The 13,452-nt window shown below is 59.3% G+C and carries 7 protein-coding genes and 3 pseudogenes; 3 read left to right on the top strand and 7 right to left on the bottom strand.

The genetic code is table 11. From position 1 onward, the window contains the following. Positions 1 to 727: 727 nt before the first annotated feature. A pseudogene (locus tag BACI349Y_RS20495) lies at positions 728 to 916 on the top strand (hypothetical protein); the annotation flags it as partial. 470 nt (positions 917 to 1,386) lie between these two features. Here BACI349Y_RS20495 and BACI349Y_RS02190 read toward each other — a convergent pair. Then, positions 1,387 to 2,079, bottom strand: coding sequence for an SGNH/GDSL hydrolase family protein (locus BACI349Y_RS02190; RefSeq protein ID WP_159630055.1), 693 nt, complete (start codon positions 2,077 to 2,079; stop codon positions 1,387 to 1,389). A gap of 613 nt (positions 2,080 to 2,692) precedes the next feature. Further along, the gene (locus BACI349Y_RS02185; protein WP_159630053.1) at positions 2,693 to 4,201 is read right to left on the bottom strand and encodes an APC family permease; all 1,509 of its coding nucleotides are present in this window, start codon (positions 4,199 to 4,201) and stop codon (positions 2,693 to 2,695) included. 1,511 nt (positions 4,202 to 5,712) lie between these two features. Here BACI349Y_RS02185 and BACI349Y_RS02180 point away from each other — a divergent pair. Further along, positions 5,713 to 6,102 (top strand): annotated as a pseudogene (locus tag BACI349Y_RS02180) (NADPH-dependent FMN reductase); the annotation flags it as partial. 248 nt (positions 6,103 to 6,350) lie between these two features. Here BACI349Y_RS02180 and istB read toward each other — a convergent pair. From istB to BACI349Y_RS02160, 5 genes and pseudogenes are all read right to left on the bottom strand, one after another. Beyond that, entirely contained in the window at positions 6,351 to 7,139 is a 789-nt protein-coding gene (gene istB, locus BACI349Y_RS02175; RefSeq protein WP_159630051.1) for an IS21-like element helper ATPase IstB, read from the bottom strand. Next, positions 7,136 to 8,668, bottom strand: a complete 1,533-nt coding sequence (istA, locus tag BACI349Y_RS02170) for an IS21 family transposase (RefSeq protein WP_223993174.1) — start codon at positions 8,666 to 8,668, stop codon at positions 7,136 to 7,138. Before istA ends, istB begins: the two co-directional genes overlap by 4 nt. A gap of 271 nt (positions 8,669 to 8,939) precedes the next feature. After that, positions 8,940 to 9,077, bottom strand: a pseudogene (locus BACI349Y_RS20490) (ACP phosphodiesterase); the annotation flags it as partial. Between the two features lie 360 nt (positions 9,078 to 9,437). Beyond that, the gene (locus tag BACI349Y_RS02165) at positions 9,438 to 9,782 is read right to left on the bottom strand and encodes a cupin domain-containing protein (protein ID WP_159630049.1); all 345 of its coding nucleotides are present in this window, start codon (positions 9,780 to 9,782) and stop codon (positions 9,438 to 9,440) included. Beyond that, complete coding sequence (locus BACI349Y_RS02160; protein ID WP_159630047.1) at positions 9,779 to 11,044, bottom strand: flavin monoamine oxidase family protein; 1,266 nt, start codon at positions 11,042 to 11,044, stop codon at positions 9,779 to 9,781. The genes BACI349Y_RS02165 and BACI349Y_RS02160 overlap by 4 nt, the downstream gene beginning before the upstream one ends. A gap of 884 nt (positions 11,045 to 11,928) precedes the next feature. Here BACI349Y_RS02160 and BACI349Y_RS02150 point away from each other — a divergent pair. Then, positions 11,929 to 13,434: an NAD-dependent succinate-semialdehyde dehydrogenase gene (locus tag BACI349Y_RS02150; RefSeq protein ID WP_159630043.1), complete on the top strand. Its 1,506-nt coding sequence runs from the start codon at positions 11,929 to 11,931 to the stop codon at positions 13,432 to 13,434. Positions 13,435 to 13,452 lie beyond the last annotated feature (18 nt).

Here is a 13,452-nt window from a genome sequence, read left to right as displayed (position 1 = left end):
GGAAAAAGCCGCCTGCGCCAGACCAAGGTGGAGGGAACCAACCTCCCCTGCCTGCGCCGTCGACGTGCAGGACATGGGTTCAGACGAGTTGGATACCTCATAAGTGTGGCTGGCCGCACGAAATCGCTGTATGAGCACGTTGCCCAGTGCAGTGCCGGTGTCAGCGACCCTTTCGCGGTCGGCAGCCGGTCACCTGCGAGGGCAGGAGCGTGTGCAGTCTCCCCTGCCATCACAGCCGTGGCGGGATCGCCGGGGCCGGCAGCAATCGCATGGTAACGGGGCCCGTCCTCGGTACATGCGGTCACCTGGGAGTGGGACCAGCCCGCGCTGCGCTGGTGCTCCGACCCCCACCTAGTACCGGAAGGCAGCGGTCGAGCACCCCCGGGTCGGCGTGTACACCATTGCGCCGGTGGATGCCCGAAGCCCGAGTGCCATTGCCCTGGCGATGCCGCTCCCGCCGCTCCGGGGGCCATCCCCATCACCTCGCCGTACTGAAGAATGCGGCCATAGGCCAGCGCTGCAAGGCGTTGCTCCGGCGCACCATAAGAGAGCGTGGACCTACGGAACGTGGTAGTGAGCCCAGTGCCCCTACTTCATGGGCGGGGCAATGAATTCCACCGCCGTGCGCGAGAGCATTCTCGTTCAGAGCGGGGGCCCCTTGCCTGGAGACATGCCGGCTTTCTTGCTGCTCAACCAACTGATCTAGCGGACCACGGCCCGTCCAACGGACATCGCAGACGCCATCGGCACGGGCCGGTTTAACGTGAGCAGAGTTGTTCGGCGGCTTGAAGTGGCCTGTCTGGTGGGACGGATGCCCGACCCGAAGGACGGAAGACAGAGCGTAGTGTGGCTGCCCCCGCCCGGACGAGAAGCCGCCGAAGCGCATCGTCGAAGTCTCGAGAGGCCTAGGAGGTAATCTTCCAGAACTGGAGCGAATCAAACTTCAACAACTCGAAACTCTCGTTGTCTGGCTCGTGGCGAGCATCCATGACCGCCTTGGCCATGCGATTGAACGCGCTTCCGGTGTCCAAATCCGGAGGCCTTCTCTTGTATAACCGAATCCATAAGTCCTAAGACTTAGCTCAAGGTCCCGGGCTTCGCCCGGCTAAGGCACACCCCAACCTGACGTGGAAAGCGCCTGACAAGGCGAAACACACACGCGTACGTTGGACGGGGGCTTCCCATTCGTTCTTAACGCCTCCTCTGAGGCGCACGCGGGCATAGCTCCTCACGGCCCCAAATTTATCCCGTCTAGCCCCAACTTCTTTGCGTACTTCGACTACTCCCGGGTTTCACCCGCTTAGCCTCTTCCCTTCCGACCGTCCGGCGGTGATCTGAGAACATCATGATCTACTGTCAGTAAATCTGAACTTCGCCTTGAGCCTTTCAGTCGGATAGGGCGGCTCTAAGAATTCTCCCTATTTTGTCTCGCAGGAACCTCTGTCCTTTGGCGCTGGGATGCTCGCCGTCTGGTCCGAGCAGCACACTGGCGCGGCCACCGAGCCAGTGCTCCGCTATGGGATCAAAGAATTTCACCCCTTTATCGCGCACGGCAGAAGCGTCAGAACGGCACACGGCGGCCAACACCTGATCCAGCCCCTCGCTCCCGGTCAACGGACCGATCGCGACGAGACTGGCCTGGGGAGCCAGCGACGACGCGGCGTCGAACGTTGACGCTACCGCCGCCTTGAGCTCCTCAGGATCTGTCCCCGCGTCGTTGTCTGACCCGAAAAACAAGATCACATCGGTTGAAGGTGTGACTGCCGCCTGGACTTCCCCGTGGAAAGTGTCGCCATCAACACCCGTGGCTATGTAGCCGCTGCCGTTCTCGGCAGCATTAGTGATCTCAACCGCACGCTTGTCGAAACCGGGTGCCGACTTAAGGAGTTCTGGCCAAGCCTGTTGTGGGGATGTCCCCAACCCGGTACTCAGCGAGTCTCCAATCACGACAACCCTGGCTATGTCCATTGACATCGTTTCGTGCACAGGCCAGTCGACGCCGGCAGGGGCGCATGCGCTCATAGCAACCAGCAGCGCCGCTCCGGCTGCCGTCTTACTGTTCAGGGACGATTGCTCCATCTACTGCTCCAACAATTTTAGTACGACGCAGGTGAACCCTTCGCTGGCCCGAGGGAGCAAGCCCACGGTGGCTGAGGCATCCAAGGGACCCATCACTCTCTTCCACCTTTACAAAAGGGCAAACTATCGGCGCTTCAGTTCAACTGGAGAGAGCACCTCGAAGAGGTCGTGCTCAGGCATCACGGCAGGGCTAATCTGATGCTTGCATCTGGGTGATCAGCCCCTGTTCGAAGCCGTGATGTCCAGGAAACCAGAGTCGAAAAGGCTTAATCCGAAAGGGTTATGTCTGTCACCCATTGCTAGTGTTCGGCGTAGCTCAGGACCATCACGTAAAAGCTGGCGAGATTAGAAACGGAAAGGGTGCTCGTTAGCTCGGCAAATTATGGTTTGGATAACCACTACGTCGCGGCTTCGAGCACCCTCCTCGTTTCTAACATGCGATTAAGAACGGCGCCTCACTTAGAGCCGAGGCTAGTCCACGCCCTATGCAGAACTGGTCACGACAACCATGGAATGCCCCTTACGAATTTTTCGAGCGATGCTCCCGTGGAAGAGGCGCATCCTGCGCGTCGTGCATCAACCATGCGGCACATGCAAGTAACTTCACCCTCGGTCAGCTTGATTCGGCAGCCGCCGGCCTTGTGGTTGTTTCACCTTTTGCCTTGCCCTCGAACGACGGGTCTTCTTCGTCTGGGTGAGTCGGCACCCATTCCCGGAGCACCAGCTTCACACCATCCTGGAACTTCTTCCTGATGACGTAGGTGATAGGCCCGAAAGAAAGCAGGATTAAAGCGATGAAGATCGAGCTGGCGTCCCCGTAACCCCCCAGATCCGGGTTAAGGAAGCCGACCAAGGCTATGACAGCATCAACTATCGCAAGGACCGCGGCAATACCCACCCAGTAAGATCGCAACTTGAACGGCCTCGGCCAGTCTGGGCGGTCCTTGCGCAGCAACACGAACCCGGCGACTGCGAATGTTGTGCACACGAGGTATCCGAAGTTGCTGGCGAATAGTACCGCCAGTGTTGACCCAAGGAAGAACACCATCGCAACATTGACCACCATGTCCAGTGTCATCTGGCGCACGGGCATGCCACTTCGCTTGCCAAGATGGTCCAGCTGTTTGAGCGTCATGCCCTCGCGTGCGAGTCCGAAGAGGGCTCGTCCCGCGCCACCACTGGAGGCTGTCATCGAGGCAAACATTGATGCACAGACAACTAGAGTGACGAACCCCGAGGCTGGCCCGACTAAGTGCTGGAAAGCCAACACTGCGTAGCCAATGGGATCATTGGCTATAGCGTTCTCGCCGAGCGTGCCGGCTGCACCGATAGGCACCAAGATATAAATAGCAACCATTGTGAACCCGTTGAACGAAGTCGCCTTGGGCACGTCCCGCTTCGTATCACCGAACTCCGGGGCGAAAGTCGCAATAATTTCGGTACCGTATACGCTCCAGGCTGCCAAGTACATCAAAGCTATAGCGAGCTTCCAGCCGCCCCATGCCCCCGAGAAATGGAACGTGAAGCTCTCCGCGCTCCATTGTCCTGTTATGAATGGCATAACCACGAATACGAGCAGGACAAACACAACTCCGATGTTGAGGATCCACAAAACACGAACTGTTGGCTTGACCCCTAACACATTTAGCATCCACACCAAAATGATTGCGCCTGCTGCAATAAAATGCTGAGTACCAATATCTACACCAAAGATTGTAAAAAAGATTCCCGTATCCGGAAACCACTGTGCTTTCACAAGATTGCCAAAGGTCAAACCGACCGCCGAGAGCGCGAGTGACCAAGCCATCCAGTATCCGTAGACACAGAACGGACCAATTGGTGCAAAATACTTCCGCCAGGCCTCGTGGGCGAACACGCCAATGCCGCCAGTCTTGTTGGGAAACATTAGCGCCATTTCAGTGAACAGCATGACCTGGAGTAGTCCGATCAACGCGGCACTTACCCATACAGCGATCATGCCCCACAGGCCTACCGTACCCATTGTGTATCCGACAGAGGTGAAAATACCCGTCGTCATAACCCCGATCGTCAGGGCGAAGCCATCGGTCCATTTCAGCCGCTTTCGCATTATGTTCTTGGCACTAGCTGCGCTTTCTGCCATAGTTCACCATTCTCCTTTTCCTTAATGGATCTGAAGACGCCCGTGCTGCGCCGTCTTGAGTGACACGGATAACTATGGGGCCCGGCAGACCGTTCACGATTGTCGTGAATTGATAAAAATGCCGCGCACCTTGTGTCGCTACGTCTAACGCTTCGAGTGCGTTCCTTGGCGAGTAACAATTGCATGCTCTGGCCGGAACGGCGAAGCACGCAGACCGTACATGGCTGCCAGTGTGGAAACCTACGGCTTGGACCCTGATCTTTAGCATTGTGGTGCGGCCCGGCGAGGCCGTCCTTTGTAAAGTAGTTTCGGGTGTAGGTGGGAATGATTGTATAGACGACGGCAGTATCGTTGGCCGCTGCGCAACCGTACGTGCGTACAAAAAGCAATGACCTCTCAGTCATTGACTGCATGGCCTTGGGGGTCACAGGCACGCTAAATTCGGTTAAGAATTGGCTTTTTTGACGATCGCCTTCCCGTCGCCATGGCTCCGGACTGTTCAGTGGCAGCCAACGGCGGTGCCCCACATAGGAGTTTGTATGGATTGCAGTGGTTCCGAGAACCCCGCTCCCGGTTCGAATGAGGCCATGAAAGCGTACTCGTTCCCTCACATATCATCGCTTGCATTCTTTTCCATGTGGGCGGATGCAGCTGCCGCGTTAGTAGACGCACGGCCGACGATGGGTATTGACGTTGGACCTCGGGATAACTGTGGAGTCCCTTTTCCCAAGGCGCACGAGAAGGGCGAAGAGCTCTTGGCCGCCGACTGGGCCCAGCTGGAGGAAGGTCACTATGTAATCGTTCAGCGGGACAGTGAGCCGGCGGTCTCCGGGGAAGTGGATGTCGTTACACAAGATGCATCGGTCTTCTGGGTCTGGCTTGACGGCGGCCGCGGACGCATAGCCGTCTACGGCGATGAGGGTTTCCGGGTATGGCTGCCACAAGGTTATCGTCTATGAATTTCCTGGAACCGACTGGCAAGATCGGAAAGGCCGTGACCTGGCTAAAGAGCTTGAAAAGGAAAGCACGGAATGAACTACCGAGCAAGGATCCCCGATTGGGTGACACCAGCAATTCCAGCGCCGCCCCTCCCTGCGGGCGTGACAACTGGACGGCACGGCTTTGATGTCATCTTTTACGATCCACTCTCTGCCGTAAGCGGGGGCCAAAGGTGGGATGGCAGATTGAGTTCGGCGCGCGGAGGTTCCGATTCACCTAGGAAACAGAGGAATGTCGGGGCCACGCGGCCCGGCAAGATCAGTGCTTTGAAGGCTGTAGAAGGTGAACTGGCAATCCTGTTGTTGCGAAAGCGAAACGCGGAGTCGTGTTCCCGATTAACCACAAAGGTCAAGCCCAGTTCGTCTCCCTTGATCGGTCCTGGCCAGGGTTGTCGCGGCCTCCTAGGATACGTTCGTTTGGAGAGCGATACCAAGTAAGCCGGACCAACTTAGCGGCGGGATGAGCGGACCTTCGCCATGCCGGAGGTGAGGAGCGCCACGACGCTGGAATTGATCCTCTTCGTGTCTCACGAATACAACCGTTCCATTCTCGATAGCCCTTAAAAACGCTATCGACTGTGGTTCTCGTCGTTGGGGGAAGAATTCATTCGCCCGTAAACCCACGGGAATCATCGGGACCTCTCCCGGAAGCATCGGCACAGCAGTGATGCAGTCGTCCTTCCGCAGCATCCTGGACGCATCCCAACTGAATTCGCCTGAAGCGTACGTTCATATGACATCGAAGTATTTGAGGAACGGGGCGAAGTCAAGGATGAACGCACGGCGAAGTTCCTACGCCACTACATGGACGAGTCCGGCGCCTTCGTCGCCCGAGTCCTGGCGGCAAACACAGCCGGGCACATCGGCGATACGGAGCCGGATCGGGACAAGCTATCCCGCTAAAAAACGACATACCGCAGGAATGTGTGTAGGTTTTGGTGCTTCTTGCTTTGGAGTTTCCTTGTGAGCACCGATCGCCAGGTTGGCCGCACTAACGCCTAACTGAGCAAGTATGTATGTCAATGGCCATTAGTTTCTGCCCACGGGCGGCCATTTAAAGTGCCCGCCGGTGGCCAGTAAAACTGCCCGGTGATGGCCAACAGATCTGCCCACTGAAGGTTCTCGGCGGGGTTGGCCATTGTCGGGTGGTGTTAGTTCAGTTGGGTGACTCCTTTTCCGGCGAGGGCCTGGGTGAGGCGGATCGAGTCGCCGCTGGTTTGGCAGACGTGGGCGTGGTGCAGGCGCCGGTCAACGGTGGCGGTGGCGAGGGTTTTGGGCATGAGTTCGTCGAACCCGGCGGGGTGCAGGTTCGAGGAGATCGCGACGGAGCGTTTTTCGTAGGCTGCGTCCACGACCCTGTAGAGGCCTTCGGCGGCGTCGGTGGCCACCGGCAGGAGCCCGATGTCATCGATTACGACGAGTTCGGCGCGCAGTATCCGGGCGACGGCTTTGGTGACGCTGTCGTCGGTGCGGTGTGCGCGGATGAGGGCGCCGAGGTCTTCGAGTCTGAACCAGGCCACGCGCATGCCTGCTTCGACGGCTTGCTGGCCGAGGGCTTCGAGGAAGAACGTTTTCCCGGTGCCGGAGGGCCCGCAGACGACCAGGTTCTCGCGTCGGGTGATCCATTCCAGCGTCCGGAGCGCTTGCTGGGTCGGCGCCGGGATCGACGAGGCCGCGGGGTCCCAGGCGTCGAAGGTTTTGCCGGTCGGGAAGCCTGCCGCCTTGCGTCGGGTGGCGAGCATGGACCGGGCCCGGCCTGCGGCTTCTTCGGTGAACAGTGCCTTGATGATCTCGGTTGGTTCCCAGCGCTGGGCGCGGGCGGTCGCGATGAGTTCCGGTGCCAGTGCCCGGGCGTGGGGCATTTTCAGTTGCCGCATCAGTGCTTCCAGGTCGGCCGGCAGGGCCGGGGCGGTGGTGTTCGTGGTGGTGACCGGGCTCATCGGCTCTGCTCCTTTGCGGGGGCGCTGGACGGCTCGGCGCCGAGGCCTGCCCAGGCGCTGGTGCCTTGGGTGAGGGACCTGGTTTCGTTAGCGGCGTGGGTGGTGGTGCGGCGGATGTTCGCGTTCAGGATGGAGGGCAGGTCGCCGTGGGCGAACCGGCCGTGCAGCGCGGCGTCTCCCAGGGCACGGTCCACGGACTCGGTCCCGGCGATCTTGGCCAGGGTCACGGCCTCGGCCATTTTCATGTTCATCCGGCCTGTTCCTGCAGCCGCGGCTTCCACGAGCCAGGTCTTGGCGCCGGCGCCGATGGCCAGGAACTCGGCTTCACCGGCGGTGCGTGCCTTCACGGCGTAGTCGCCCGGGGTTCTGGTACTGGTCCCTGGGAAGTGCTCCTCGATGACCGCGGGACTGCCGGGCCTTGCCCGGCCGTGGCGGGCGACTTCGACCGGGCCGGTCGGGCCGTGGTGGACGATGATGACCTGTTCGTCAGGGCCGGTGCCGTGGGAGCGGACGAACACCTTCGCGCCGAGCAAATGCGACGGCACCGAGTACTGGGCGTTCTCGAAGGAGACCATCGGGGTGTTCTCCGGGACTATACGGGCCAGCCCGAACGCGACCGTGTGCGCGGTCTCCGGGATCCGGTGCAGCCGGGCCGCTTCCTCCGCCAAAACCATTGCGGGTTTACGTCGGGTGGCCCGGTGTTCGCGGTTGTTGACCTCGTCCATGAACGCCTCGCAGGCGGCCTCCAGCTCGGCAAAGGAAGCGTAACCGGGCCTCAGGTTCGTGTCGGTGGGCACGAGGTCGGCTTTGGCCAGTTTCACCGACGCTTCGACTCCGCCTTTCGTTGCAGGGTCCGCGGGCTGGCAGGTCAGCACGGTGACCCCGTAGTGCCGGGCGAAGTCCAGGGTCTGCTGGTTCCGCACCGGAACCCCTGCGACATGGGCCGTTGTCACGGTTTTCTCGTTATCGGTCAGGACATACGTTGGTGCCCCGCCCAGGATCCGGAAGCACCGGTCGAGGGCTGCGAACACGCTCGGCGCGGTCCGGTCCCGCAACGGGATCACGATCCGGAACCTTGAGAACGCCAGCCAGGCAACGAACAGAATGGTTTTTACGCCGCCGATCCGTGGCCCGTCGCCGAAGTCGTACTGCAGCCACATCCCAGGCTCGGTGATCCACGGCCGGTGCACACGGGTGTGTCCGAGCCGCCACGCGGCCTTGACCTGCGCGATCGCCCGGCGCGTAGACCGCTCGGACCCCTCATAGCCTAGGGCGAGCAGCTTTTCGTGGGCCTTGTCGGCGCGGATCCGGCCCTTGGACGCCTCTACCCATTCCTCGATCTTAGGCAGGTAAGCGTCCGTGACCCTGGGCCGGGGCGCCGGTTCTGCAATTGGCCGGCCGGCGTCCCGCGCGGCGACGTGCCTGGCTACAGTGTGGTGCGAGCAGCCCGTGAGCTCCGCGGTGGCGCGCAACGATCCGGTCAGATCATAGGCAGCAAGAATTTCCATGATTTCTCCGTCATGCTTCATACAGGGCCTCTTCCTGGGACGACATTTGGTGCGACTAGACACCGTCATCAAATCCCGGGGAGAGGCCCCCGCCGCTGAAGACGCGGCAGGTTCAGTTGAGGAAGTGGGCAGATCTCATGGTCACCGATGGGCAGTTCTACTGGCCGTCAGTGGGCATTTTCGTGGCCGCCTATGGGCAGTTTTTCATGGCCGCTAACATATGTATTCGTGCATGTCGAGGCGACATCGCAGTCCTCGCCTGTACGCACCACTGGCAATATATGACCCCCGGCATACCGTCGGATGCTTCGATAGCACGCTTCAGCGCCAGGCATTCCGGGGAGAAATCGGCGTCGTAGTCATAGCTATAGAGCGGGAGATTCTTGATGGGGATTTCGTTGAACTCGAGGTCATCCTGGGCAAGCTTTAGTTATATGCGGAGACTGTGACCAGACTTGTCCGGAGGCCGGTTTATTCGGTGACCCACCCGAGCCAGGGAAGAAGATCGTGCACTTCCGGACTGCGATTTGCAGCGGGCGTCCACGAGAGTGACGCAGGAAGGTCCGCGTCGCTGGATTTCTCCGCGGACATGCAGCCGGCCGCGAACAGCCGATCTCGGAAGTAAAGCGCGCGATGCTCGGTTGACCGCATGGGGCAAAACCTGGGACTGAACGGGTGTGACGAGTGCTTGTTCACGTCTAGACCTTCTGTAGAACGATGGATGTAAACGTCTTTCGCTTTGGCCCGGGTGTAAAAGCCTTCCGGGATGCGTGCTTGCCCGTTTGCTGGTTCACACTCGAACTGTGGCATAGGACTTAACAAGAGTGCTGTCGATGCTCCATCGACCGCTCCAACCGTTTTCAAGAATTAGGACTGTTCCGGGTTTGAGCGTGATCAGCGAGCCGTCATCATGAGTCAGTTGGCCTTCTCCTTCGAGAACGCTTATAAATTCCTCGTATCCCTGATGGACGGTGGTGAACTCACCAGGGCTGACCCGCCACAACCCAAGTTCCGTTTTGTCATCGGTGAATAACACGACAGTGCTCGCGGCGGGTGTCCCCTGGATGATTCGTTCGGAAGCAACCGGGACCGGTTTTGGCCAGTGCGCTGAAGAAGCGTTAAGTACGGTGCTCATGCTTTGGTTCTTTCGGAATCTGAGTTGCGCGAACGTGCTTGAAGGCGCTGAATGATACGTCCTGCTGCCCGCTCGCCGCTGCGTATAGCTCCTTCCATTAGGCCAACAAATTCCGGTTCGCTATATTCGCCGGCCCAGAAAACATCTCCAACCGGTTTCTCCAAGAGAGCCGTTCCAGCGGCCGTTACACCTGGGGCGTGGGCGGCATATGCCCCACCAGCCAGCGGATCTTGAGACCATATAGTGGTCAGCGCGGAAGCGTCCTCTGGGATGGTGAGATCGGACCGGAGTGCTCGCGCCTTAGCAACCCACTCCTCCGGGTGTTGCGTAAGGTTGGCGCGGGATATTGCTGATGAGGAACCCATAAAGGCGTTTAGGACTGGGACCACTCCCCCCGATTCATCAGTGGCCGTCCAAGTCCAGTAGCGGCCTTCCACCGACATGACAGCACTTGTGGTGGGCTGAGTTTCCAAAGGGAGGTGCAGTTTTGCAGCATGACCTTGAAGAACGTACTTCAAGGCTGAGTCGCGCGCTTCGTTCGTGGGCAGTGTCACCTGGGGGTGGCGGACTACGGCCAGTGGAAGAGCGACAACTACGGCATCAAAAACCGAAGTGCCGCCATCAGTGGTGACGAGAACGCCCCCGTCACTAATGTTCTCAACCGCTTTCACGGTTTCGCCATAGCGGACTGCATCCCCAAGTGCACCTGCCATGGCGTCGGGCAGCTGCTGATTGCCGCCAGCCACTCGCCAGCTGGGTTTGGGTTCGAACGATGCAATATGCTGCAAGGATTTCGCCGTAACCTCTGATGCGCTCACCGCCGTCGAGATCTCTATGCGGGCACGAAGGGCGTCCACTAGTTCCGGCTCGTCGGGCAGGTCGGCCAGCAGCGCTTCGGCGGTCCCTTGGAGGCCGCTGCTACTGGCTAGTTGCAGCGCTTCCCGCCCGGTACGAATAATGTCATCACAAGTGATGTCAGGCACGTCGCCGGGCTCACGAACGTAGTAGCTCATGCCAGTATCAACCAAGCGAAGCCCGAACTGGGAAAGCAACCGTCGCATTGAGGTATAGCCGTCAAGAACGAATTCCGCACCTCGTTCTATGACATAACAGCCGGTTGACGTGTCAAGCGTTTCGGACCACACCCGACCGCCGGGGCGGTCGCGGGCTTCGAATACTGTGACGTGCTCTCCGGCTTCGGCAAGTTTTGTAGCAGCTGCCAGCCCAGCCAGGCCGGCACCAAGAATCCCTATGCGGCCCATACAGCCATCTCCTTTTCGTTTGTTCAGGGGCGCAGACAGATTGCATCTGCTGCTTCCACCTCAGGCTAGGCCGCTTGGTTCACCGTGAAAATCGTGCGAAAGCGAGAAATAACTGCCGTTTTTGTACTCTTGGACAGTTCTTGCGTAGTCCTGGCACGAAACCTCTAGGGACAAGAGCGGCCGCGGAGCTTAAAGACAAAAGAATACGGTTGTCCTGCAGACAGTTCTTACAGGCGCAGGGAAGACATAATTCAGACTCAAGTACAAAATATGCACCGAAGTCATCCGCAAGAACTGTTTGCGGACCACCCTTCGCGGCTTCATACTCACTGCTACAGGCGTAGGGCCGTGAACTGTTGCTCGAGTTCATACTGAAACAACAGATCCCACAAGAAGCGCTCTCATGTCTGAAAGATTGCCTGGTCGGAAACTCGCGAACCGCTTCGGAAGGAAACCTTGGCATGGCAGCGCACATAGGCTCTTACAACAAGGTCATCACCGTAGATCATCGATATGAGATGGAAGAACGACTCAGCGCCGTGGTCAACGAGGCAATGGTGCACGCGCTCCACACTTCAAATCACGGGATTGTTGTCACGCGTCATGATCAAAAAACGTTCAGTGTCCGTCTTTCGACGGACATTACGCCAAGGACTACCGTCGAACGGGATCTGTGGAGAAACAACATTGGATATTTACCGCACATCTAACGCTCACTGGTTACCTCCGAGCGTGAAGGCCTTTTTATGCACGCGGCCCCGATTGTCTCGCTCCGCGCACCTTGGCCGCAGACTCACGTCTTTCGTGAATTAATCTCCCTCCGCGCCATGTGCAGTGCCCGCAGGGCAATCATCGCTTACAAATCAATCTCTTGAGGACTACAAATGACCGTTGAATCAGCTGTGCTGCCCACCACTCCCCAAGAGCGCGAAGCATCTCTGCTCGCGTCTGTGCCGACGGGCTTGCTGATTGGCGGCCAGTGGCTCGACGCGTCCGACGGCGGCACGTTCGATGTGCGTGATCCTGCTACCGGGGAGGTCCTGACCACTCTGGCTTCCGCCACTAGCGAGGATGCTGTTGCCGCTTTGGACGCAGCTTGCGAGGCGCAAGCCTCGTGGGCGCGGACCGCTCCCCGAGTGCGCTCCGAGATTTTACGCCGTGCTTTTGACTTAGTAACAGCACGATCGGAGGACTTCGCGCTGTTGATGACGTTGGAAATGGGCAAGCCACTCGCGGAAGCCCGGGGAGAGGTCGCTTACGGGGCTGAATTTCTGCGGTGGTTCTCCGAGGAAACCGTGCGGGACTATGGCCGTTATCTCACCACCCCCGAGGGCAAGAACAAAATCCTGGTCCAGCACAAACCCGTAGGACCATGCCTGCTGATAACCCCGTGGAATTTCCCCTTGGCGATGGCTACGCGAAAGGTTGCTCCCGCAATCGCCGCTGGCTGCACGATGGTTCTCAAGCCCGCCAAGCTGACACCCCTGACTTCACAACTTTTCGCCCGAACCATGATGGAGGCCGGTCTTCCCGCCGGGGTTTTGAACGTTGTTTCTTCATCATCGGCTTCAGAGATATCTGGACCGCTGCTGAAAGATTCGCGCCTGCGGAAACTTTCGTTCACGGGGTCCACTCCCGTCGGCAGGCGCCTTATGGCAGAGGCATCGCAAAATGTCCTGCGGACTTCAATGGAATTGGGCGGCAACGCGCCGTTTATCGTGTTTGAAGATGCAGATTTGGACAAAGCTGTAGAAGGTGCCATGGCGGCGAAGATGCGGAATATGGGTGAGGCCTGCACCGCTGCAAACCGGTTCCTCGTCCACGAATCCGTGGCTCAGGAATTCACTCGGAAGTTTGCAGGCGCGATGGGCGCCCTCACCACCGGCCGCGGCACTGACCTTACTTCCCAGGTCGGCCCGCTGATTGACGACGGTGCCCGCGACGACGTCCACGCCCTCGTCAAAGCTGCCATCGATGCCGGGGCCGTCGCCTTGGTCGGTGGGGGCCCCGCGGAGGGGCCAGGCTACTTCTACCAGCCCACTGTCCTTGCCGATGTCCCTAACAATGCGGCGATCCTCAGCCAAGAAATTTTTGGTCCTGTCGCGCCGGTCACCACTTTCACCACTGAACAGGACGCCATCGAACTGGCCAACGCTTCAGAATACGGGCTGGCGGCCTACCTCTACAGCCGAGACTTCAACCGCCTCCTCCGCGTAGCGGAACAAGTCGAGTTCGGGATGGTCGGGTTCAACGCGGGCATCATCTCCAACGCCGCAGCCCCCTTCGGCGGCGTCAAACAATCCGGCCTCGGCCGCGAAGGCGGCACCGAAGGCATCGCCGAATACACCACCACCCAGTACATCGGCATCAACGACCCGTATGAGAACTAAACGACTGCCGGCGTCACT

The sequence above is a fragment of the Arthrobacter sp. 8AJ genome (assembly GCF_902506025.1).
Lineage (GTDB): Bacteria > Actinomycetota > Actinomycetes > Actinomycetales > Micrococcaceae > Arthrobacter.
Note: the sequence above shows the minus strand (reverse complement) of the source record. Positions and strands in the feature narration are given on the sequence as shown.

Excerpts from the sequence above, each read along its gene's own strand:
- BACI349Y_RS02185 (WP_159630053.1), bottom strand. The coding sequence starts at position 4,201 with ATGGCAGAAAGCGCAGCTAGTGCCAAGAACATAATGCGAAAGCGGCTG.
- BACI349Y_RS02165 (WP_159630049.1), bottom strand. The coding sequence starts at position 9,782 with ATGAGCACCGTACTTAACGCTTCTTCAGCGCACTGGCCAAAACCGGTC.
- istA (WP_223993174.1), bottom strand. The coding sequence starts at position 8,668 with ATGAAGCATGACGGAGAAATCATGGAAATTCTTGCTGCCTATGATCTG.
- istB (WP_159630051.1), bottom strand. The coding sequence starts at position 7,139 with ATGAGCCCGGTCACCACCACGAACACCACCGCCCCGGCCCTGCCGGCC.
- BACI349Y_RS02160 (WP_159630047.1), bottom strand. The coding sequence starts at position 11,044 with ATGGGCCGCATAGGGATTCTTGGTGCCGGCCTGGCTGGGCTGGCAGCT.
- BACI349Y_RS02190 (WP_159630055.1), bottom strand. The coding sequence starts at position 2,079 with ATGGAGCAATCGTCCCTGAACAGTAAGACGGCAGCCGGAGCGGCGCTG.
- BACI349Y_RS02150 (WP_159630043.1), top strand. The coding sequence starts at position 11,929 with ATGACCGTTGAATCAGCTGTGCTGCCCACCACTCCCCAAGAGCGCGAA.